The sequence below is a fragment of the Nguyenibacter vanlangensis genome, assembly GCF_038719015.1.
Lineage (GTDB): Bacteria > Pseudomonadota > Alphaproteobacteria > Acetobacterales > Acetobacteraceae > Gluconacetobacter > Gluconacetobacter vanlangensis.
Map to the genome: position 1 here is coordinate 2076475 of NZ_CP152276.1, position 21964 is coordinate 2098438.

At 71.0% G+C, this 21964-nt stretch carries 21 protein-coding genes; 5 read left to right on the plus strand and 16 right to left on the minus strand.

What is annotated here, in order from left to right:
• Positions 1-84: 84 nt before the first annotated feature.
• The gene (locus tag AAC691_RS09640) at positions 85-519 is read left to right on the plus strand and encodes a hypothetical protein (RefSeq protein WP_342629882.1); all 435 of its coding nucleotides are present in this window, start codon (positions 85-87) and stop codon (positions 517-519) included.
• A gap of 63 nt (positions 520-582) precedes the next feature.
• Here the strand turns inward: AAC691_RS09640 and mdoH are convergent, their stop codons facing one another.
• The 3 genes from mdoH to AAC691_RS09655 form a co-directional block, all read right to left on the minus strand.
• Positions 583-2808, minus strand: coding sequence for a glucans biosynthesis glucosyltransferase MdoH (gene mdoH, locus AAC691_RS09645; RefSeq protein WP_342629883.1), 2226 nt, complete (start codon positions 2806-2808; stop codon positions 583-585).
• The gene (locus AAC691_RS09650) at positions 2796-4343 is read right to left on the minus strand and encodes a glucan biosynthesis protein G (protein WP_342629884.1); all 1548 of its coding nucleotides are present in this window, start codon (positions 4341-4343) and stop codon (positions 2796-2798) included. The genes mdoH and AAC691_RS09650 overlap by 13 nt, the downstream gene beginning before the upstream one ends.
• A 129-nt stretch (positions 4344-4472) precedes the next feature.
• Positions 4473-4832, minus strand: coding sequence for a LysR family transcriptional regulator (locus AAC691_RS09655; protein WP_323992237.1), 360 nt, complete (start codon positions 4830-4832; stop codon positions 4473-4475).
• A gap of 120 nt (positions 4833-4952) precedes the next feature.
• Between AAC691_RS09655 and AAC691_RS09660 the strand changes: the two genes are divergently transcribed.
• Positions 4953-5516, plus strand: a complete 564-nt coding sequence (locus tag AAC691_RS09660; protein ID WP_342629885.1) for a GNAT family N-acetyltransferase — start codon at positions 4953-4955, stop codon at positions 5514-5516.
• A 3-nt stretch (positions 5517-5519) separates the two neighbouring features.
• Here the strand turns inward: AAC691_RS09660 and AAC691_RS09665 are convergent, their stop codons facing one another.
• The 5 genes from AAC691_RS09665 to AAC691_RS09685 all read right to left on the minus strand — a co-directional run bounded on the left by AAC691_RS09665 (position 5520) and on the right by AAC691_RS09685 (position 11790).
• Positions 5520-6983: a mannitol dehydrogenase family protein gene (locus AAC691_RS09665; protein WP_323992240.1), complete on the minus strand. Its 1464-nt coding sequence runs from the start codon at positions 6981-6983 to the stop codon at positions 5520-5522.
• Entirely contained in the window at positions 6980-8095 is a 1116-nt protein-coding gene (locus AAC691_RS09670; RefSeq protein ID WP_342629886.1) for an FUSC family protein, read from the minus strand. Before AAC691_RS09670 ends, AAC691_RS09665 begins: the two co-directional genes overlap by 4 nt.
• 4 nt (positions 8096-8099) lie before the next feature.
• Positions 8100-9686 carry a DegQ family serine endoprotease gene (locus tag AAC691_RS09675; RefSeq protein ID WP_323992244.1) on the minus strand — a complete coding sequence of 529 codons (1587 nt, stop codon included), beginning with the start codon at positions 9684-9686 and terminating at the stop codon, positions 8100-8102.
• Positions 9687-9874: 188 nt separating this feature from the next.
• Positions 9875-10570 (minus strand): SGNH/GDSL hydrolase family protein, encoded by a 696-nt coding sequence (locus tag AAC691_RS09680; protein WP_342629887.1) that lies wholly within the window; start codon positions 10568-10570, stop codon positions 9875-9877.
• Positions 10570-11790 (minus strand): OpgC domain-containing protein, encoded by a 1221-nt coding sequence (locus tag AAC691_RS09685; protein ID WP_342629888.1) that lies wholly within the window; start codon positions 11788-11790, stop codon positions 10570-10572. Before AAC691_RS09685 ends, AAC691_RS09680 begins: the two co-directional genes overlap by 1 nt.
• A 217-nt stretch (positions 11791-12007) precedes the next feature.
• Here AAC691_RS09685 and AAC691_RS09690 point away from each other — a divergent pair, with 217 nt between their 5' ends.
• Positions 12008-13132 carry an Mrp/NBP35 family ATP-binding protein gene (locus AAC691_RS09690; RefSeq protein WP_342629889.1) on the plus strand — a complete coding sequence of 375 codons (1125 nt, stop codon included), beginning with the start codon at positions 12008-12010 and terminating at the stop codon, positions 13130-13132.
• Between the two features lie 134 nt (positions 13133-13266).
• On the opposite strand, the gene AAC691_RS09695 is transcribed toward AAC691_RS09690, so the two are convergent.
• The 5 genes from AAC691_RS09695 to queA all read right to left on the minus strand — a co-directional run bounded on the left by AAC691_RS09695 (position 13267) and on the right by queA (position 17873).
• Entirely contained in the window at positions 13267-14094 is an 828-nt protein-coding gene (locus tag AAC691_RS09695; protein ID WP_323992252.1) for a TerB family tellurite resistance protein, read from the minus strand.
• Between the two features lie 75 nt (positions 14095-14169).
• The gene (locus tag AAC691_RS09700) at positions 14170-14469 is read right to left on the minus strand and encodes a ribbon-helix-helix domain-containing protein (protein ID WP_342629890.1); all 300 of its coding nucleotides are present in this window, start codon (positions 14467-14469) and stop codon (positions 14170-14172) included.
• Positions 14470-14479: 10 nt separating this feature from the next.
• The gene (gene queG / locus AAC691_RS09705; RefSeq protein WP_342629891.1) at positions 14480-15643 is read right to left on the minus strand and encodes a tRNA epoxyqueuosine(34) reductase QueG; all 1164 of its coding nucleotides are present in this window, start codon (positions 15641-15643) and stop codon (positions 14480-14482) included.
• Complete coding sequence (gene tgt / locus AAC691_RS09710; protein WP_342629892.1) at positions 15643-16806, minus strand: tRNA guanosine(34) transglycosylase Tgt; 1164 nt, start codon at positions 16804-16806, stop codon at positions 15643-15645. Before tgt ends, queG begins: the two co-directional genes overlap by 1 nt.
• The gene (queA, locus tag AAC691_RS09715; protein ID WP_342629893.1) at positions 16803-17873 is read right to left on the minus strand and encodes a tRNA preQ1(34) S-adenosylmethionine ribosyltransferase-isomerase QueA; all 1071 of its coding nucleotides are present in this window, start codon (positions 17871-17873) and stop codon (positions 16803-16805) included. Before queA ends, tgt begins: the two co-directional genes overlap by 4 nt.
• Positions 17874-17987: 114 nt before the next feature.
• Between queA and AAC691_RS09720 the strand changes: the two genes are divergently transcribed.
• Together AAC691_RS09720 and AAC691_RS09725 are read left to right on the plus strand one after the other, a co-directional pair.
• Positions 17988-18218 (plus strand): hypothetical protein, encoded by a 231-nt coding sequence (locus AAC691_RS09720; protein ID WP_176641425.1) that lies wholly within the window; start codon positions 17988-17990, stop codon positions 18216-18218.
• Between the two features lie 70 nt (positions 18219-18288).
• Entirely contained in the window at positions 18289-18777 is a 489-nt protein-coding gene (locus AAC691_RS09725; protein WP_342629894.1) for a kinase inhibitor, read from the plus strand.
• Positions 18778-18816: 39 nt separating this feature from the next.
• On the opposite strand, the gene AAC691_RS09730 is transcribed toward AAC691_RS09725, so the two are convergent.
• Genes AAC691_RS09730 through AAC691_RS09740 form a run of 3 tightly spaced genes read right to left on the minus strand, consistent with a single transcriptional unit; the run spans position 18817 to position 21893 of the window.
• A complete protein-coding gene (locus AAC691_RS09730; protein ID WP_342629895.1) occupies positions 18817-19773 on the minus strand; it encodes an aquaporin in 957 nt (318 codons plus the stop codon).
• Between the two features lie 7 nt (positions 19774-19780).
• On the minus strand, positions 19781-20173 hold the full coding sequence (locus AAC691_RS09735) for a VOC family protein (RefSeq protein ID WP_176640154.1): 393 nt from the start codon (positions 20171-20173) through the stop codon (positions 19781-19783).
• A 58-nt stretch (positions 20174-20231) separates the two neighbouring features.
• Entirely contained in the window at positions 20232-21893 is a 1662-nt protein-coding gene (locus AAC691_RS09740) for a fumarate hydratase (protein ID WP_342630183.1), read from the minus strand.
• Between the last annotated feature and the right edge of the window lie 71 nt (positions 21894-21964).

A 21964-nucleotide genomic window follows, 5' to 3' on the forward strand; every position in this document is an offset into this window, starting at 1 on the left:
GGAGTCGCCGGGATCGTCTCCGCATCGTCCGAAGCGGACCCGGGGGCTTCGCGCCATTGGAATGTCCAGAGAGTGCCGAACATCGTGACGTCTTTCCGCCCGGGCCGCGTTGTCGCCCCGATCCTCGGCTATGTCCTCGGCGGCGCCGTCGCCGCCATCGTCGCCGCCACCCCCGGGGCCGCGCCGGCGCAGGATGACGGCGGCCCGACCACCACCAACACGCAGTTGCAGAAGATCCTGGCCGTGTTGCAGACCAATCCCAATGCCGCCAGCCAGGATTGCCTGGGTGCGCTGCAGGACCTGCACAAGACCCAGGACACGCTGGCGGCCGAGGAATCGCGCAACAAGGACCAGGATGTCGAGGTTGCGCGCGACGTGCTGGAATCCGATTTCGAGACCGCCGGCCAGTCCTGCGCCCCGGACGCCGCCGCGATCTGCGACAAGGCGGATTCCGCCGCGCCGCCGAAACTGGTCCAGGCCTGCCGGATGCTGCATGGCGGCCGCGCCGGACGGAACTGAGGCCGTACTGAAGCCGTCCGGACGCGGGGGGCCGCGATTAGAGGCCGCGATTAGATTCCGCGATTACCGGGCGGCGATCCGTTCCAGCCGGTCCAGCCCGTCGGCGCTGGCCAGCACGGCGGCTTTCTCGGCACGGTTGAGCGCGGCGGCGGCGGCGTCCGGGCCGGCGCTTTCCGTCACCTTGACCAGTCCGACCAGCAGATTGGCGTCGATCGGATCGCCCGGGCGGCGGGGCGGGGGCAGCATGGCCCGGTGCGCGGCCATCAGCGCCGGGTCGGCCAGCAGCCGGTGCACGGCGTCGGTTTCCGGGCTGTCCGCCAGCTCCGCGACCGCGCGGGCGGCGCGGCGCAGGATGTCCGGCGGCGCCGTTTCCTCGGGGATCAGCAGCAGGCCGGCGCGGCGCAGCGCCTGGCCGGCGGCGCGGTCGCCCGTGACCGCCGCCAGCGGAATGGCGAAGGCCAGGCCCAGCAGCACCGGGGTCATCCACAGGAACAGCGGGATCGAAACGCTCCACGCGCAGCCGCCCAGGATCAGCCCGAACAGCATATAGCGCCAGTAGGCCCGCGCGATATCGCCCAGCGGCACGCCGCCATCGTCGCGCCGCTGGGCGTTCCAGCCGGAATCCTGGCCCATCAGGATCGACAGCACGCCCGAGGTCTGGATCAGCATGGCGATCGGCGCCACCAGCCCGCCGATGACCGTCTCGACCAGCACCGACAGGCCGGCGCGCAGCGCGCCGCCGCATCCCTGCCGGGCCGGGCGGTCGAACAGCAGCGCGACATAGGCCATCAGCTTGGGCGCCAGCAGGATCGCCATGGTGCCGATGAACACGTATTTCGCCTGTTCGGGATCGACCTGCGGCCAGTTCGGATACAGGGATTTCGTGTCGCCGAAATATTCCGGCTTCTGGAAGCGGGTCTGCAGGGCGATCAGGATGCCGACCAGCAGGAAGACCAGCCACATCGGCGAGGTGACGTAGGAGCCGATGCCCATCATCATGTGCAGCCGGCTGACCCAGTGCAGGCCGCGCGTGCGCAGCACCTTGGCGTGCTGCAGGTTGCCCTGGCACCAGCGCCGGTCGCGGATGGCGATGTCGGTCAGCGAGGGGGGACTTTCCTCGTACGAGCCGGGCAGGCCCGGGACCATGTGGATCGCCCAGCCGCCCCGGCGCATCAGCGCGGCCTCGACGAAATCGTGGCTGAGGATATGGCCGCCGAAGGGCTTGCGCCCCGGCAGATGCGGCAGGCCGGCCTGCTCGGCGAAGGCCCGGGTGCGGATCACCGCGTTATGGCCCCAGTAATTGCCTTCGGACCCGTGCCACCAGGCGATGCCGTGGGCGATCAGCGGCCCGTAGACCCGGCCGGCGAATTGCTGCATGCGCGCGAACAGGGTGGTGCCGTTGACGATCTCGGGCAGGGTCTGGATCAGCCCCACCTGGGGATGGCGCTCCATCGCCGCGGTGATGCGCACCAGGGTGCCGCCATCCATCAGGCTGTCGGCATCGAGCGTGACCATCTGCGGATAGGCGCCGCCGAAGCGGCGCACCCATTCGGCGATATTGCCCGCCTTGCGTTCGGTGTTGACCGGCCGGCGGCGGTAATAGACGCGCCCCCCCGCCCCGCCCCCGGTTCCGGCCGTCTCGGCGCGGGCCGTCTCGGCGCGGAAGGCGAGGAACGCGGCCTCTTCGGCGACCCAGATATCGGGGTTGGTGGTGTCCGACAGGATGAAGATGTCGAATGCGTCCAGCCGTCCGGTGGCCGCGAGGCTGTCATGCATCGCCCGCAGCCCGGCCATCACCCGGCCCGGCGATTCGTTGTAGGTCGGCATCAGCAGGGCGGTGCGCGTCGACAGCGTCGGCAGGTCGCCGTCGCGCGCGATCCCCAGCCCCAGCCCGCCGCGCCGCAGCAGCGAGACGAACCCGCCGACCGACGAGGTGAAGGCCAGCGCGATCCACTGGAACAGCAGCACGAACAGCGCCAGCAGCACCGCGCCCAGCACCGAGAAGCCCGTCGCGTTCAGCACCAGGTTCATCTCGTACGCGCCGTAGCCCGTCAGCAGGCTGGCCGAGCCGATGACCGCCAGCCGGCGCAGGGCGATGAAGCGCGGCGCGGTCACCGGCATGCGCGGCCGGCCGTGCCGGTCGGGCCAGGCGGACAGCGACTGGACGTCCATCCGCAGGGGGGATTCGTCCGGCAGGGCGGGAAACCCGTCCGGAAGGCCCCGGGGCGCGGCCCCCGGCCCAGGGTGTGGCCCGGGGTGCGAGTGTTGGGCGGTGTCTAGGGCGTCCATCGATAGGTCCATTGTTCGGAGACCGGTCCGGCGTCATTGGCCAGGACGCAACTGAGTTCGGCGATCCTGGCGTCGCCCGGCACGAATTCGAAGGTGGTGCGCCAGCCATGGATATTCGGGTTCGGTTCGACCACCACGTTGCGGATCGTGCCGGCCGAGCTGCTGGGGACGAGATGGAACTTGGCGTCCGGCGGCAGGTTGGCGAACGGCGCCCCGTCGAAATCGATGTCGAAGAAGCGGGCGGTCTTGTCGTCGGTCACCGCGCCGACCCGGGTCGCGGCCACGCGGGCCAGCCTAGTCGGCCAGGGCGAGTCCCATCCCCAATACATGCGATAGGTGAAGGTGTATTCCCGCCCGGCCGCCAGGCCGCCCTTGGGACGCCAGAACGAGACGATATTGTCGTTGACCTCGTTCGGCGTGGGGATTTCGACCAGGTCGACCGCGCCGGCGCCCCAGTCGCCCACCGGTTCGATCCACAGCGAGGGCCGTTTTTCGTAATTCAGGGCCAGGTCCTCGAAATCGGCGAAGGCGCGCTTGCGCTGCATCAGCCCGAAGCCACGCAGCGAATCGTCGGAGAAGGCCGAGAATTGCAGGTCCTGCGGATTGCGCAACGGCCGCCACAGTTGCTGGCCGCTGCCGGTCCAGATCGACAGGGCCTCGCTGTCATGCGCGGCGGGGCGCCAGTCATCGACATGGTTGCGGTCGTTGGCGTCGAAATAGAACATGCCCGTCAGCGGCGCGATCCCGGGTTCGGCGATCGCCGCGCGGGGATAGAGGGAGGATTGCACGTCGAAGGTCGTCAACTCGCCGGGGCGGATGGTGAAGCTGAACGCCCCCGCCACCGAGGGGCTGTCCAGCAGCGCGTGCACCACCACGGCATCGACGCCCGGCTGCGGCCGTTCCAGCCAGAAGGCGCGGAACAGGGCGAATTCCTCGCCCTTCGGGTTGCCGGTGCCGTCGGCGAAACCGCGCGCCGACAGGCCGTAATTCTGCCCCTTGGCCACCGCGCGGAAATAGGATGCGCCGAGGAAGACGCAGAATTCCTCCATCACGCCCGGCGTGTTGATGGCATAGCGCAGGCGCAGCCCGGCGAAGCCCAGATCGTCGGTCACGCGCAGGGCGGGGTCGCCGTAGCTGAACAGGTCGGGGTTATAGGGCACCGGCGCCGCCTTGCCGTCCACGACCTCATAGATCTCGATCCGCGGGCGGTACAGGAAGCCGCGCGGGAAGAATTCGACGTCGAAGGCCAGGTTCTGGCCGTGCCACAGCGCCTGGTCGGGCCGGTAGGCGATCGCGCGGTACTGGTCGAAATTCAGCTTGTCGATCGCGGCCGGCAGGGCCTGGTCGGGCGCGCGGTACGGGCGGCGCGACAGGGACTGGGCGATCTGCCGCACCGTGCCGCCGTCGAACGGGCCGGTCGGCGCGGGTCCGGCCGGGGCATCGGCGGCGGCGGCGTCCCCGACAGGGGCGACATTGCCCAGCAGGGACAGAAGGGACAGGCCGGCACCTGTCTTAACGAGATCGCGTCTTAACATCCTGGCTCCCCGGGGCGCGCGTCACGCGGGCCCGTTCGTCATGTCTTATTGTCGTTATTGTAGCATCAGCCCTGTTCGCGGCGCCCGAACAATCGGGCCATCGGGCCATCGCGACCGTCTGCCTGCGTCCTATGGCGTTTTTGCGGCATCCGGCGTGCCGAGCCGAGCCGCCAGCGCGTCCAGCGCCGTGGCGGCGGCGGCGTGCGCGGTGCGCTCGATCTCGCGGTAGAGGCGCACGACCTCCTGCCCCGCCGGCGACAGGGCGGCCCCGCCGCCGCCGCCGGGGCGGGCGGCGACCACCGGTTCGGCGAATGCGCCGTTGAGCGATTCCACCAGCAGCCAGGCGCGGCGATAGGACATGCCCATGGCCCGGGCGGCCGCCGAGATCGATCCCGTCTCGCCGATCGCCTCGAGCAGGCGGATCTTGCCGTGGCCCAGCAACGGCCGGTCCCGCGTGTCGATCCGCAGCGTCAGACGCATCCCCGTCATCGCACCTCCGCCTTCGCCACCCCGCGGCCCATTCGGTTGCAGCCCATCGGTTGCAGCCTGGGCCGGGGGCCGCCATGCTATGCTGGAGTGTTCCGCCGCCTGTCGAGAGCAATTTTGCGCATGACGCCCCCTCTTCCGGCCATGACGGCCCCATCATCCGTGACGGCGCCCGCCGCCTGGCGCGGCATGCGGGCCGCCGACCTGTCCGCCGTGATCGCGATCGCCGCGCGCGTCCATCCGGATTACCCGGAGGACGCGGCGGTGTTCGGCGAGCGGCTGGCGCTGTGCCCGGCGGGTTGCCTGGTGCTGGAGGGGGCCGGCGGGCCGGACGGCTATGTGCTGAGCCATCCCTGGCGGGACGACGTGCCGCCCGCGCTGAATGTCGCGCTGGGCGCGTTGCCGGCGCGGCCCGATTGCTGGTACCTGCACGATATTGCCCTGCTGCCGCATGCCCGTGGCCGGAACGCGCCGGCCGCCGCGCTGGCGATGCTGGCGGCGCGGGCGCGAAAGGCCGGCCTGTCGCGGATCGTGCTGGTCGCCACCGGCAGCGCCGGCGCCTATTGGCTCCGGGCGGGCTTCACCCCCCTGGACAGGCCCCGGGCGGCGGCGATCCTGCGCAGCTATGACCCGGCGGCGCGGCTGATGAGCCGCGCCGTGGGGCCCGAGGGCCCGAGGACTGACTGACGGTCAGCGGGGCAGCGATGCGCGCACCCCCTGCGTGCGGATGGCGTGCCGCGCGGCGACGATCGCCTGGGTCAGCGCCGGGGTCTGCACGTCGCGCCAGCCGTCGAAGGCGGGCAGCGCCAGCCCGGCCGCCAGGTCGTCCGCGCCGGCCAGGGCGATCCGCGCCGGATCCAGTGTCGGCTCGAACGGGGTGTAGGCCGCGCCGGACTCGTCCTTGCCGCGCAGCATTTCCAGATAGGCGGCGATGCCGAAGGCGATCCGCGACAGATCCCCGCCATCGGCCAGGGTGCGGCGCACGGTCTCGGTCCAGTAGACCTGGACCTTGGACGAGCCGTCGCCGCCCACGCGCAGCAACTGGTCGGCCATCGCGGGGTTGGAGAAACGGCTGAGCACGCTGCGCCGGTATTCCTGCGGGTCCAGCCCTTCGGGCGCGGTCAGGCGCGGAATCACGTCGCGTTCCAGGTAGGCGTTGACGAAGCGTTCCAGATCCGGGTCGCGCAGCGCCTCGTCGACATGGCGATAGCCCAGCAGGATGCCCGGGAAGGCCAGCAGGATGTGCGAGGCGTTCAGCATCCGCACCTTGACCTGCTCGTACCCCGTCACGTCGTCGACGAACTGCACCCCCGCCTGTTCCAGGGCGGGGCGGCCGGCGCAGAATGTGTCCTCGACCACCCATTGGGTGAAATCCTCGGCCACCAGCGGCAGCGCGTCGTCCAGGCCGCTCGCGGCGTTCAGCTCGGCGGCGATCGCCGCGTCGACCGACGGGGTGATGCGGTCGACCATGGCGTTGGGGAAGGTGACGTGCCGTTCGATCCACTCCGCCAGCCCGGCGTCGCGCGCCCGGGCATAGCCCAGGAAGGCCGTGCGGGCGACGTCGCCGTTATGGCGCAGATTGTCGCAGGACAGCACGGTGAACGGCCCCGCGCCGGCGGCGCGGCGGCGGGCCAGGGCCTCGACCACGAAGCCGAAGATGGTGGCGGGCGGCGCGTCCCCCGCCAGGTCGGCCTGGACCGCGGGCGTATCCAGGCGGAACCGGCCGGTGGTCTCGTCGATATTGTAGCCGCCTTCGGTGATCGTCATGCTGACGATGCGGATGGCCGGATCGGCCAGCAGGTCCAGCACCGCATGCGGGTCGGACGGCGCCAGCAGATAGGCGCGCAGCGCGCCGATCACCCGCACCGCGCGCGCGCCGTCCGGCGCGGCCTCGGTCAGCGAATAGAGGCAATCCTGCGCGCGGAACGTCTCGGCCTTGCGTTCCGAGCGCGCGCCGCCGGTCAGCCCGACGCCGGCGATGCCCCAGCCCTGCTGGCCGGGCAGGCCCAGGCAGCGATCGACATAGAATGCCTCATGCGCCCGGAAGAAATTGCCGACGCCGAAATGGACGATCCCGGTGCGGATTGCGGACGGGTCATAGCCCGGAGCGGAAATGCCGGCGGGCAGTGACTCCAGAATGGTCCGGTTCATCATGTCGCCTCTTTCTCCTTCTCGGTCTTGGTCGGTACCTCGTGGGGTACGTCGTGCGGCGATGCGGTGCATCCGGACCAGAGCGCGCGAACCGCGCGGTCCAGGTCGGCATGCAGCATCGCCAGGGTGAACTGCATCACCGGGCTCCAGTCGGGACCCGGGTGATGCAGCACTGTCAGGACCGCCGTCGCCCCGTCCTCGTTCTGCGGGCGATGGCGGCGGCGCGTTCTGGCTTCGCGCTCGCAGCGGCGGCCGAGCTGCGCGAGCACGCGGGCGAGCGCCTGCCGTTCGGCATCCAGCGCGCCGCCCGTGGCCAGGGTTTCCCCCATGATCGCGGCACGGGCGGTAAAAACCGCGCTGCCCCGCAGGCGGCGCAGCAGGGCGGGCAGTCCGTCCAGCAGCGGATCGCCGCGGCGGCGCAGGAAGCCCAGCCCCTCGACCTGGGCCTCGGCCACCGCGCCGTAGATTTCCTGCAGATGCGTCCGAAAGGCCTCGTCCGCCGACTCGATCGCATCATGGTCCAGGGTGCCCCGCAGGGCCTGGTCCAGCAGGTCGGCGATGTCGCCGACCAGGCGCGCCGCGCCGCGCAGCACGTCCCGCCTGGCTTCGTCATGCAACACAAGGAACGAGACCGCAAGCGAGGTGATCACCCCGATCATGATCGAGGCGATGCGGTCGAGCGGCCGCAGGAAGGGGCTGCCGTGCGCGGGGAACAGCAGCACGATCATCAGGGTTACCGCCGCGAAGCGCAGCGCGGGGCGTATCGCGGCCAGGACGGCCAGCGGCGTCAGCACCAGCCAGAACACCAGCCAGGGGGGCAGCGGCGTGCCCAGGATCAGCACGATGGCGAAGACCCCCGCCCCGGCCCCCAGCAGCGTGCCCACCACCTGGTCGCGCCCGGTGGTCAGGGTCTGGGTGATGCGGCTCTGGGTCACGATGACCGAGGTGATGACCGACCAGACCGGCTCGTGCAGATGCACCGCCCGGGCCAGCAGGTCGGACAGCAGCACCGAGACCAGCAGTCGCACCGCCTGGCGCAGTTCGGGGCCCCGCGGATGCTGGGCCCGCCGGAACGCCGCCCACCAGCCGGCCGGGGCGGCTGAGGACGACGTCATGACCCTATTTTCCGTCGGCTCCGTCCAGCGGGAACGGGACCCAGCGCATTCCGTCGGCATTCTGCACGAGGAACAGCACCGAGCGCCTGTGCTGCGCCCGCGCCGCGTCCAGCAGGCGCCGCACGTCGGCCGGCGTGGACACGTCGGATTGCTGGACCTCGGTGATCACGTCGCCGGGGCGCAGGCCCCTGTCCGCCGCCGGCCCGTCCTGGGCCACCTGGGTCACGACCACGCCCTTCTGGCCCTCGGTCAGGTTGTATTTCTGGCGCGCCACGTCGTCGATCGCCGCCACGGTGAAGCCCAGCCCGTCCAGCGGGACGCTGCCCTGCGGCCTGGCCGCCGGCTTCTTCGGCGCGGGCGGGGGCGTGTCGTCGGGCAGCGCCCCCACCGTGACGGGCATGGTCAGGCCGTGGCCATGGCGCCAGACGCCCAGCGTGACGACCTTGCCCGGGATTTCGTCGGCCATCAGGCGCGGCAGGGCCCGCCCGTCGATCGGCTTGCCGTCCAGCGACAAGATCACGTCGCCGGTCTGCAGTTTCGCGTTCGCTGCGGGGCCCTTGGGCTCGACGCCGGCGATCAGCGCGCCGTGCGCGTCCTTGAGCCCCAGCCCGTCGGCGATGTCCTGCGTCACGTCCTGGATGCGCACGCCGATCCAGCCGCGCGACACCTTGCCGGTGCGGCGCAACTGCTCGATGATTCCCCGGGCCTCGGCCGAGGGGATGGAGAAGCCGATGCCGATCGACCCGCCCGAGGGCGAGTAGATGGCGGTGTTGATGCCGATCACCTGCCCCTGCATGTCGAAGAGCGGGCCGCCGGAATTGCCCTTGTTGATCGGCGCGTCGGTCTGGATGAAATCGTCGTACGGTCCCTGCTCGATATTGCGGCCGCGCGACGAGATGATGCCCGCCGTCACCGTGCCGGACAGGCCGAACGGGTTGCCGATCGCCAGCACCCAGTCCCCCACCCGGGCGCGGTCGCTGTCGCCGAAGCCGACGGCGGGCAGCGGATGGGGCGAATCGACCTTCAGCACCGCCAGGTCGGTGCGGTCGTCATGTCCGATCTCATGCGCCTTGAGCACCGTGTTGTCCTGCAGCGTGACCGTGATCTGGTCGGCATGGCGGATCACGTGGTTGTTGGTGACCACGATGCCGGACGGGTCGATGATGAAGCCCGAGCCGAGCGCCTGCATCTTGCGCGGCGCGGCCTCGGGGCCGTTCTGGCGGTTCATGAAATCGTGGAAGAATTTCTCGAAGGGCGAGCCTTCGGGGAAATTCGGGATCTGCGGCGCGTCGCCGCCGCCGTCACCGTCGCCCTCGGCGTCGCCGTCCTCGTCGCCCGGCTTGACCGTCTCGGTGGTCGAGACATTGACCACCGCCGGCAGCAGGCGCGCCGCCAGGTCGGCGAAGCTGTCGGGCATGCCGCGTCCCGGGACGGGCGGCGGCGGGAGCACCGCCCCCGGCGCCGCGGGGACCGCCGGATGCGGCACGATCGCCGGTTCGGCCCGAGCCGCGCCCCCGGGGGACAGGGAAAGGGCCGCCGCAAGCCCGGCGAGGGCGAGCGGACGGAAGAAAACCGGAACAGGCAGGGACATCGGGCGGGCGGTTCCTGAAAAGCGGGTCGTCGGTAAACAGGTCGTCGACAAGACGGGCATCCTGGAGGCGGGCATCCTAGAGCATGATCCCGGCGGACGGAAATCGGGGAAACCAGGCAGGGGGACAACCGTGATAACCCCCGTGCGCGGCGGGAAGTTCCCCCTTGGCGGCTTTTGAAAAACGCCTGCTACAGCGCGGCGCCGCCGGGCGCGCCGGTCAGGTCCACCAGCCAGGCCGCCACGGCCTCGCCCAGCAGGCGGTAGCCGCGATCGCCCATATGCAGCCCGTCGGGCGACAATTCGTCGCGCGCCAGGCCCAGTTCGGCGCACCAGGATTTCATGCGGGCATAGCGGCCGAAGACCGGGATCCCCAGGTCGGCGCCGATGCGGTGCACCGCGGCGACGAAGGCCGGGAAGGCCGCGCATTCCTCGAGCATCCGGCAATATTGCGGGTCCATCAGCACCAGCTCCGCCCCCGCCGCGCGGGTGGCCAGCAGGTCCTGCCGGGTCAGTGCCTCGTAGGTCTCGACCGGCACGCCCTGCCAGGCATCGTTGCTGCCGGTCTGCCAGAGCACCAGGTCCGAGCCGTCGGCCAGCAGGTCGGCCAGGCGCGCATGCATCTCGGCCGCGCCGTTGCCGCCGACCCCGCGATTGATCACGGCGAGCCCGCCCGGCACCATCGGCGCCAGCGCGCGTTCGAAGACCGGGCCGAACCCGTGCGCGGGCGCGCTGGCGCCCACGCCCTCGATCGTCGAGGAGCCGAACAGCGTCACCCGCACCGGCCGGCCCTGCAGCAGGCGGGCGGTCAGGCGGGGAAGGAAGGGCGCCCCGACATGCGTGCCGGGGGTGTGGGCGACAGGCGCCGCGGGGGCGGGATCGGACATCAATGGGCTCGTTTCAGGCCGGATACGGGGGGTGTCGTCATCTCGCGGCCCGGCTCGGTCGCCGCCTGCATCTTCTGCCGCACCCGGCGCCGGTCGAGAACCGTCGCCAGCCCCCACAGGATCGAAAATCCGATCACATTCACCGCGACCTGCAGCATCCAGCCCGACCCGAACGAGGTGAAGACCAGCCGCGCATACAGGTCGATGACCGTCCCGGCCGCGAAGATTTCGAGCGAATGGCGGCCGAACAGCGCCATCAATCGCCCGAACCGGCCCTCGGCCACGCCCCGCGCCCCGTGCGAGGACTGCACCAGGTAGAAGATCGCCATCACGTCCACCAGCCGCAGCGGGGCCAGGACGCTCTTGTCCGGTGCGGGGATGGCGAAGGGCCGCAGGTCCGGCAGCCCCCACAGCGACCAGGGAAAGACCTCGAAGGCCGACAGCACCAGATAGGCGCCGCACAGGCCGCGCAGCCAGCCGACCGCCGGCAGGCTGCCGCCCCGCCGGCCGGCCAGGACCGAGGCGCACGCCCCCAGCGTGAACAGGAACTGCCAGGCCAGCGGGTCGAAATACCATCCGTCCGGATCCAGCCAGTTGGGGAAATTGATCGTCGGATCCAGGTTGATCAGCAGCCACAGCCCGCCGCTGAGCGCGAGCGTCAGCACCAGCGAGCGGCGCATCAGCAGGTAGACCAGCGGAAAGGCCGCTAGCAGCACGATATAGAGCGGCAGGATGTTCAGGTTGCTGGGCAGCGCGTCCAGGAACATCACCCGCCAGAAGGCGCTGAGCCCGTGCGCCAGCTCGGGTTCCAGGAAATCAACCGGCACAGGCCAGAACGACCGCCAGGCCCGGATGGTCGCGGTGGTGACCACCACCATGACGGCCTGGAAGACATAGAGCCGCGCGCAGCGCCGCCACACCCGCCCCAGCCCGGCGCGCAGGCCCACCCGGTCGAAATTCCGGCCATAGGCCAGCCACGAGGCGTAGCCCGCCAGCAGCACGAAGATTTCCGCCGCGTCGGCGAAGCCGACATTGCGCAGGGTGAAGCGGTTCAGGACGTTCTGGGGGATATGGTCGACGAACATCATCAGCAGCGCGACGCCGCGCAGCGCATCGACCCGATGGTCGCGCGCACGGCGCGGGGCGGCGGCGCCCGCCTGCCCGGCCCCGGGCGCCCCGCGAGACCGGGACGGTGGGCGCTGGGACACGGAAGAGGTCATGAAAGCCGGTTCCTCCTGCGGCGATGGACGATCCGTCCCTGACAGATGGAGCAGAATGCCCGGCAACTCCAGCCCCCGTTTCGATTCCTTACATGGGATGGGGAATGTGCGGCACAGGGCATAGGGCATGGGGCATGGGCCGATTTGCCGTGGCGGAAATTTCGCCTATGTCCGGTCTCGGATTCATAGCGGCGCCAGCGCCAGGAAGGACGGCCTTATGACGGACCCGACACGGATGCAGATCGAGCAGGCGCTGCGGCAGGTGCGCGCGCCGGACGGCACGACGATCCTGGACCACGCCGCGCTGGACGCGGCCACGCTGCGCGACGGCACGCTGCATGTCGCACTGGCCACCAGCCGCGCCGCGGCCCCGCTGCTGGAGCCGCTGCTGCCGCAGGCCGAGGCCGCGCTGCGCGCCCTGCCCGGGATCGGCCCTGGGATCAGCGCCGTGAGCGTGATCCTGACCGCCCATCGCGCCGCGCCGCCGGCGGGAGGGGCGCCCCAAGGAGCGGCGGCACAGGGGGGTGGCCACCGGCCGCTGAACCTGGGCGGCGGGGGCGCGCGGCAGGGTCCGTTGCTGCCGGGGGTCGGGGTGGTGATCGCGGTTGCGTCGGGCAAGGGGGGGGTCGGCAAATCCACCACCGCGGTCAACCTGGCCGTGGGGCTGGGGATGGAGGGGCTGCGCGTCGGGCTGCTGGATGCCGACATCCATGGCCCGTCCCTGCCGCGCATGCTGGGGCTGCGCCGGCCGCCCGAACTGCATGAGGGCCGGATGCTGCCGCTGGACGCCTGGGGGATCAAGGCGATGTCGATCGGCCTGCTGGTCGATGAGCGGCAGGCGATGATCTGGCGCGGCCCGATGGTGATGGGCGCGCTGGGCCAGTTGCTGGGCGACGTGGAGTGGGGCGCGCTGGACGTGCTGGTGGTGGACATGCCCCCCGGCACCGGCGACGCCCAACTGACGCTGGCGCAGAAGATCGCGCTGGCCGGGGCGATCGTGGTCTCGACGCCGCAGGACATCGCGCTGCTGGATGCGCGGCGGGGGGTGACGATGTTCCGGAAGATGGACGTCCCGGTGCTGGGGATCGTCGAGAACATGTCCTATTTCTGCTGCCCGAACTGCGGCCACCGCACCGACCTGTTCGGCCATGGCGGCGCGCGGGCCGAGGCCGAGGCGATCGGGGTGCCGTTCCTGGGCGAAATTCCGCTGCTGGCCGATATCCGCGCCAGCGCCGATGCCGGCGCCCCCGTCGTGACCGCCGCGCCCGACAGCCCGGCCGGCCAGGCCTATCGCGCGCTGGCCCGCACGGTGGGCGCCACCGTCAGGCGCCTAGTGTCCTGATTCCGAAATTCGCAAGCGAATTTCGGAATCGAAAGGACACTAGAATCAATATTTTAGTGGCCTGCTGGTCCGAGAAATTCTCATAAGAATTTCTCGGGCAGGACACTAGCCGGCGCCTGACGGCAGGAGCCGCCTTATATCTTCCGGTCGCGCTTGATGCGGTCCCAGGCGGCGTTGATGCGGGCGATCCGTTCCGCCGCCTCTTCCATCTCGCCGGGGCCGGCGCCGCGCGCGGCCAGGGCGTCGGGATGGTGGGCGCGCACCAGTTGGCGCCAGGTGGCGCGGATTTCCACGTCCGTGGCGTCACGCTTCAGCCCCAGCACCGTATAGGCGTCGATCTCGTTCACCCCCGGCCGGGCGCCGCCCGATTCGGCGCGGTCCCACGCGCCGGGGCTGAGCTTGAAGGCCCGGTGCACGCGGCGCAGGAAGCGGGCTTCCATCGGGTGCAGTTCACCCTCGGGCGCCAAATCCGCCCGGGCGACGGCGAACAGCGCCGCCAGCGCCTCTTCCAGCATGTCGGTCCGGTCGGCATAGGCCCGGCCCAGTTCGGCGGCGAATCCTTCGAAATCGTCCACCCGCTGGCGTGCCTGGTCGAACAGGCGGCCGACATCCCGGGCGTGCTCGCTGGGCACCTGGAAGCGGCGCTTGAAGGCGTCGATCTCGGCCCGGTTCACCGGCGCGTCGCATTTGGCCAGCTTGGCCGACAGCACCACCATCACCAGGCCGTACAATTGCTCACGCTTGCCGGTCACCGCCGCCAGCTTGGCGGCGACGAAGGTTGCCGCCCCGTTGGGGTCGGCGTTCAGGCGCGGGCCCCAGCGATCGGTCCAGCCACCGACCGGCGTTTCCAGGATCGACCCGTTATCGGCCGCGTGGCCCAGCGCCGCGCCGACCACGGCACCGAGCGGCCCGCCCATTGCGAACCCCGCCGCGCCGCCGAACAATTTCCCCCAGATCGCCATCAGAAATTCGCCATTATCCTTGCCGGGCCGGCATGCGCCGTCCGGTGCCGATCATGCGCCAAGACGCCACCCCCCTCAACCCGAATCGCCGGCTGCCCCCCTGCCCTGGCCCCGCCCCCGGTCCCGTGCGTCCAGCAAGGCCGCCACCCGCAAGGCGGAGGCCAGGGGGCGCGCCGGGTCGCGCGCGGCGTCGAGCCCGGCGATCAGCGCGGGCAGGCCGATCCCGCGCGCGCGCGCCATCTCGTCCAGCGCCGTCCAGAATTCGGGTTCGAGCGCCACGCTGGTCCGGTGGCCGGACAGCGCCAGGCTGCGCTTGACCAGCGGCCGGCCGCCCGGCAGGCGGAAGCTTGCGGCGTTCTGGTCCCGGTCGTTCATGCCTGGTCGTTCATGTCGGCAGGCGTCCGGCCGCCCAGCGCGCGGCCTCGGCCACCACCGGATCGGGATCGTCGCACAGCGCCTGCGCCACCGGGCGCAGCGCGGCCAGTCCCGAATTGCCGACGGCCACCAGCACGTTGCGCACGAAGCGGTTGCGCCCGATCCGCTTGACCGGCGAGCCCGAGAACAGCGCCCGGAAGCCCGCATCGTCCAGCCGCGCCAGGTCCGCGAGGCGCGGCGCGGTGAGGTCGTCGCGGGCCCGCAGCTTCATCTGCCGCGATTCGGTGGCGAAGCGGTTCCAGGGGCAGACCGCCAGGCAATCGTCGCAGCCATAGATGCGGTTGCCCATCGCGGCCCGGAATTCCAGCGGGATCGGGCCCGGATTCTCGATCGTCAGGTAGGAAATGCAGCGCCGGGCGTCCATCCGGTACGGTTCGGGAAAGGCGTCGGTCGGGCAGGCATCCAGGCAGCGCCGGCAGGAGCCGCATTGCCCGCCCGAGGGCGCCGAGCGCGGCAGGTCCAGGGTCGTGTAGATCTCGCCCAGGAACAGCCAGCTTCCGTGCCGGCGGGACACCAGGTTGGTATGCTTGCCCTGCCAGCCCAGCCCCGCGCGTTCGGCCAGCGGCTTTTCCATGACCGGCGCGGTGTCGACGAAGACCTTGACGCCCGGCGCGGCCCCTGCCCCCGCGCCCTGGGCGACACTCCTCCGCGCGCCTTCGGCGGCAATCATCCGCGCGCCTTCGGCGACACTCATCCGCGCGCCTTCGGCGACACTCATCCGCGCGCCTTCGGCGACGACGAACTGCGCCAGGTGCTTGAGCATGCCCTTGACCACGTCGTGATAGTCGCGGTGCCGCGCATAGACCGACAGGTTGCCCCGGTCGGGCAGGCGCGTCGTCGCCAGCGGGTCGCCGCCGGGTGCGTAGGACAGGCCCAGCGCGATCACGCTTCGGGCCTCGGGCCACAGGGCGCGGGGATCGCCGCGCTGTTCGGTGCGTTCGGCCAGCCAGCCCATCGCCCCGTGATGGCCGGCGGCCAGGAAATCGGCCAGCCGCGCCCGGGCGTCGTCGCCCAGCGCCGCGTCGCAGAACCCCACCGCGTCGAAGCCCAGCGCCAGCGCCTTGTCGCGGATCGCATCGCCCAAGGCGGAAGGGGGCTCCGGCGGGGGGCGCATCACGGGACCGGTGGGATGTCGGCAGGGGGCATTTCGTCGGGCGTCCAGTCCTCCATCGCCCATTGGGCGCGCAGCCACGCGGCATGGACGTCCAGCGATCCGTCGATGATCGCGGCGCGCAGCCCGCGCATCAGCCGCTGGTAATAGGCCAGATTATGCCACGTCAGCAGCATCGGGCCCAGGATTTCATTGGCCCGGAACAGGTGGTGCAGATAGGCGCGGCTGTGCCGCGCGCAGGCCAGGCAGTCGCAGTGCGGCGAGATCGGCCGCGTGTCGCCGGCATGGCGCGCATTGCGCAGGTTCAGGGTGCCGCGTTCGGTATAGGCGCGGGCGGTGCGGCCCGCCCGGGTCGGCATGACGCAGTCGAACATGTCCACCCCGCGTTCGACGGCGCCCAGCAGATCGTCGGGGGTGCCGACCCCCATCAGGTAGCGCGGACTGTCGTCGGGGATCAGGGGCACGGTCGCGTCCAGGGTCGCGAACATCAGCTCCTGCCCCTCGCCCACCGCCAGGCCGCCGATCGCGTAGCCCTCGAAGCCGATATCGGTCAGGGCGCGCACACTTTCGGCGCGCAGGTCGGGTTCGGTGCCGCCCTGGATGATGCCGTACTGGGCATAGCCCTGGCGGGGGACGAATGCCGCGCGGCAGCGCGCGGCCCAGCGCATGGACAGGCGCATGGACTGCGCGATCGTCTCAGGCGGGGCCGGCAGGGCCGGGCATTCGTCGAAGCACATGGTGATGGTGGCGTCCAGCGCGTGCTGGATGTGGGTCGACCGTTCGGGCGTCAGCCGGTGCTTCGCGCCGTCGATATGCGAGCTGAACGTCACCCCGTCCTGGTCGAGCTTGCGCAGCGCGCCCAGCGACATGACCTGGAACCCGCCGGAATCGGTCAGGATCGGCCCCGGCCAGTCCATGAAGCGATGCAGGCCGCCCAGCGCGCGCACCCGTTCGGCCCCCGGACGCAGCATCAGGTGGTAGGTGTTGCCCAGCACGATGCCCGCGCCGGTCGCGCGCACGGCGTCCATCGTCATGGCCTTGACCGTGCCGGCCGTGCCCACGGGCATGAAGGTCGGGGTGGGCACCATGCCGTGCGCGGTATGCAGGTGGCCCGCCCGCGCGCGGCCGAATCGCGCCTGACCGGTCCAGCGGAATGCGGTGCTCATGCGCCCGTCCCTCCTATGGCCGCGTCCCGCCGGTGGAGCAGGCAGGCATCGCCGTAGGAATAGAAGCGGTATCCCGTCTCGATCGCGTGGGCATAGGCCTGGCGCATCCTGTCATATCCGGCGAAGGCGCAGACCAGCATGAACAGGGTCGAGCGCGGCAGGTGGAAATTGGTCATCAGCAGGTCCACCGCCCGGAACCGGTAGCCCGGGCGGATGAAGATGGCGGTGTCGCCGTCGAAGGGCCGGATCGTGCCGTCCGGATCGGCCGCGCTTTCCAGCAGCCGCAGCGAGGTCGTGCCCACCGCCACGATCCGCCCCCCGGCGGCGCGGGCCGCGTTGATGGCCTGCGCGGTTTCCGGGGTGATGATGCCGCGTTCGGCATGCATGCGGTGGGAGGCGATGCTTTCGCCCCGCACGGGCAGGAAGGTCCCGGCCCCCACATGCAGGGTCAGCGTGCGGCGCCCGACGCCGGCCGCATCCAGGGCGGCCAGCAATCCGGGCGTGAAATGCAGCCCCGCCGTGGGGGCGGCCACCGCCCCGCGATGGGTCGAGAAGATGGTGGCGTAATCCGTGCGGTCCTGTTCGGTCGGTCCCTGGGGCCGCGCGATATAGGGCGGCAGCGCCAGCGCCCCCGCCACCTGCAGGAAGGCGTCGAACGCCGCGCCCGCGGTATCGAAGCGCAGGATCACGCCGCCCTCGGCGTCGCGGTCGCGGATCTCGGCCCGGTTGGGGGTGCCGGGGAAGGTCAGGACGTCGCCCGCGCGCAGGCGCCGCGCGTTGCGCGCCAGCGCGTGCCAGGTGCCGTCGGGCAGGATCCGGTCCAGGGTGATGCCGATCTTCGCCTCGCCCCGCCGCGCCTCGAGCTGTGCCGGGATCACCGCGGTGTCGTTGGCCACCAGCAGGTCGCCCGGCCGCAGCAGGCCGGGCAGGTCGCGCACCGCCAGGTCCTGGAAGGGGCCGGCCTGGGGGACGTGCAGCAGGCGCGCGGAATCGCGCGGCCGCGCCGGCTGGTCGGCGATCAGCGCGCCGGGCAGGACGAAATCGAAATCGGAGGCAAGGTCATGCATCGGATGCCCCGTTTACGGAATCCCGCGCCGGTTGGACAGTCCCGCCGCCACCCGGCAGAATGGCGCGGAACCCGATCGGGGGCCCGCCCCCATATCAGCAGACAGGAAGAGACCATGTCCTATGCCGCACTCGACGCCGCGCGCGTCGCCCGGGCCTGCAAGGTGGCGCTGAGCGTCCTTGAGGCCAATCCCGAAAGCTCGGAGGCCCATGTCCGCAAGACGCTGATGATCGAGCGCATGGCCGCCCTGGCCGCGGCGGCGGCCGAGTCCGCCGAAGCCACCGGCGGCGGCGGGGTGGTTACCCTGACATCCGAGGAATTCTGGCTGGTCAGCAAGAACTGGTAGGGTCGTGCCACCCGGCCCCGAACACCCATATAGGGGCCGATAGAGGGGCCGAACGCACGAGGAGGCGTCCATGACATTCACCCTGACCAGCCGGGCCTTCGCCGAGGGCGACCGGCTGCCCGAGGCCCAGGTCTTCGACGGCATGGGCTATCGCGGCGGCAATATCTCGCCGCCCCTGGCCTGGAGCGGCGCGCCCGAGGGCACACGCAGCTTCGCCGTGACGATGTACGACCCCGACGCCCCCACCGGATCGGGCTGGTGGCACTGGGTGATGGTCAATATCCCCGCCTCGGTCACCAGCCTGCCGGCCGGCGCCGGGTCGGGCGATGCCGACCTGCCGCCCGGCGCGTTCATGACCCGCACCGATTTCGGCGGCAATGCCTATGGCGGAGCCGCCCCGCCGCCGGGGCCGGCGCACCGCTACATCTTCACGGTCCACGCGCTGGACACGGCGGTGCTGAGCGTGCCGGCGGACGCGTCGGGGGCGATGGTGGGATACATGATCAACAGCCACAGCCTGGGTTCGGCCAGCCTGACCGCCTTGTTCGGCAGGAGCTGATCCCGACTCTTCCGGCGCCCGATCTTTCGGCAACTGCCGCTATGACCCGCGGCGCCGCCAGGGCAACAGGATGGGGGGCAGCAGGAAGGGCACCCGGCCGTGATGGCCGAAATGCGCCAGCCGGGCCTCGTGCACATGCATGGCGCCGAAGGTTCCCAGCCGCACCATCAGCACCGTCGACACCACGCCGCAGAACGGTGCGGCGCCATAGATCCAGAAATCCTGCCACTGGCCGGAAAATACCGCCGGCCCCAGGCTGCGCGCCAGGTTGGTGCTGTCGCCCGACAGCCAGGCCTCGAACGGGTTCAGCGCGAAGAACAGCGGGCCGGCCAGCAGCGGCGTCGCCCAGCGCAGCGCGGCATGGCCGCCGGTATAGAGCAGCGCGGTGATGAGCAGCGCCGTGGTGCAGACCTCGCCCATGAACACCCAGGAGAGCGGCACCAGGTCGAAGGGAACGGTCGCCGCGAAACGGGTGGCGTGCGCCCACGCCCCCAGGCGCGGCCACGCCCGCCCGGCCAGCGCGACCAGTCCGGTCCCGAGCACCGCGCCCGCGAGCTGCGCGGCCCAGTAGCCCAGCAGGTCCCGCCAGGCCAGCCGCCCCAGCAGCGCGAAGGCCAGCGAGACGGACGGGCTGACATGCCCGCCGCTGACCCGGCCGAAGGGCGACAGCGCGGCCAGCGAGCCGCCCATGCCGAAGAACAGGCCCTGCAGCGCGACCTGCAGCGCCGGATGGTTCGCCAAACCCCGGCCGACGGGCGAGTCGCCGGCCCCCAGCAGCACGTTGGTGGTCACGCCGAACAGCATCAGCAGCATCGTGCCCGCGCATTCGCAGGCATAGAGGCGCGGATGGAGCAGCCGGCCGGGGTGCGGCGCCCCGGCCAGCGGCCGGTCCTGCGGGTGGGGGTACAGGGCCGCGTCGCCGGCGGGCGGCGCGGCGTCCGGGTCCGGGTTTGGGCCGGGGTTTGGGTCCGGGTTCAGGTTTGGGCGCGCGTCCATGACGCCGCTATCCCTGATAGGACGCGATCTCGATCAGGTTGCGATCCGGGTCCTCGCAATAGACCGAGGTTACGGGCCCCAGCGCGCCGAGCCGCGCCACCGGCCCCTGGATCACCCGCACCCCGCAGCCTTCCAGATGCTCGATCACCTCGGTGCTGGACACCGCGGTGATGAAGCAGAGATCGTTGGTGCCGGGCAGCGCGTCCTCGGCGCTGGCCCAGCCCTCGGCCCCCTGGGGGCGGAGATTGATCTTCTGGCCGCCGAATTTCAGCGCGGTGCGGTTGTTGCGGCCATATTCCTCGCGCTCCATGCCCAGGACGCGCTGGTACCAGGATGCCGAGACCTCCTGGTCCCGGACGGTGATGACGACATGGTCCAGCCGATCGACGGTAAAGCGCATGGAACGCGTATCTCCGTAATGTCCTGATGTGACGAGTGTCCGTGTCCGCCAGGCCGGTTCAGCCTGTCAGGCCATCGTAGAAATCATTGCCCTTGTCGTCGATGACGATGAAGGCCGGGAAGTTCTCCACCTCGATCTTCCAGACCGCCTCCATCCCCAGTTCGGGATATTCCAGCACCTCGACCTTGCGGATGCAGTCGCGGGCCAGCCGGGCCGCCGGGCCGCCGACCGAGCCCAGATAGAACCCGCCATAGGCGCGGCAGGCGTCGCGCACCGCCTTCGACCGGTTGCCCTTGGCCAGCATGACGAACGAGCCGCCGGCCTGCTGCAGCATCGCCACATAGCTGTCCATGCGTCCCGCCGTGGTGGGGCCGAACGCGCCGGTGGGCATGCCCTCGGGCGTCTTGGCCGGCCCGGCGTAATAGACCGGGTGGTCCTTCAGGTAGTCCGGCAGGCCCTCGCCGCGTTCGAGCCGTTCGCGGAACCGGGCGTGGGCGATGTCGCGCGCCACCACCATGGTGCCGGTCAGCGACAGGCGGGTGCGCACCGGGTGGCGCGACAGCAGGGCGCGGATCGCGTCCATCGGCTGGTTGAGGTCCACCCGCACCTCGGTGCCGCCCAGATGGTCGTCCGTCGTCTCGGGCAGGAAGCGTGCCGGGTCGGTCTCCAGCCGCTCCAGGAAGATCCCCTCGGCGGTGATGCGCGCCTTGACCTGCCGGTCGGCCGAGCACGACACGCCGATCCCCACCGGCAGGGACGCGCCATGGCGCGGCAGGCGCACCACCCGCACGTCATGGCAGAAATACTTGCCGCCGAACTGCGCGCCGATCCCCAGCCCCTGGGTCAGCTTCAGGATCTCCTGCTCCATCTCCAGGTCGCGGAAGGCGTGGCCCAGCGCGCTGCCTTCGGTCGGCAGCCCGTCCAGCCAGCGGGTCGAGGCCAGCTTGACCGTCTCGAGCGTCTGTTCGGCCGACAGGCCGCCGATCACCACCGCCAGGTGGTAGGGGGGGCAGGCCGAGGTGCCCAGCGTGCGCACCTTGCCGTCCAGCCAGGCCAGCAGGTTTTCCTTGCTGGACAGCAGGGCGCGGGTTTCCTGGAAGAGGAAGGTCTTGTTGGCGGAGCCGCCGCCCTTGGCGACGAACATCAGGTCCATCTGCGCGGCATGGTCCTCGCCGGGGGCCGCCGCGATATGGAACTGCACCGGCAGGTTGGTGCCGGTATTCACCTCGTCGAACATCGACAGCGGCGCCATCTGCGAATAGCGCAGGCTGGTGCGGGTGTAGGTTTCGTACACCCCGCGGGAGAACGCTTCCTCCTCGTTCCCGTCCACCCAGACGCGCTGGCCCTTCTTGCCGTAGATGATCGCCGTGCCGGTGTCCTGGCACATCGGCAGCACGCCGCCGGCGGCGATGCAGGCATTCTTCAGCAGGTCCAGCGCCACGAACCGGTCATTGTCCGACGCATCGGGGTCCTGCAGGATCGCCGCAAGCTGCGCCAGGTGGCCCGGCCGCAGCAGGTGGGCGATGTCGTGGAAAGCCTGGGCCGCCAGTTCGGCCAGGGCCTCGGGGCTGACATGGAGCACGGTCCGCCCGTCGCAGGTGCCGGTGCGCACGCCCGCGATATCCAGCTTTCGCCACGGCGTCCCGGTGTCCTGCAGCGGAAAGAGCGGCCCGTAGGCGAAGGGCCGCAGAGGAGGCCGGAGCGGGGGCTTGGAGGGTATGGAGGACGCGTTCACTCGGACAATCTCCTGCCTTATCCCCCGGATTGCTTTCCGGGTGGCGGTTCACGGAG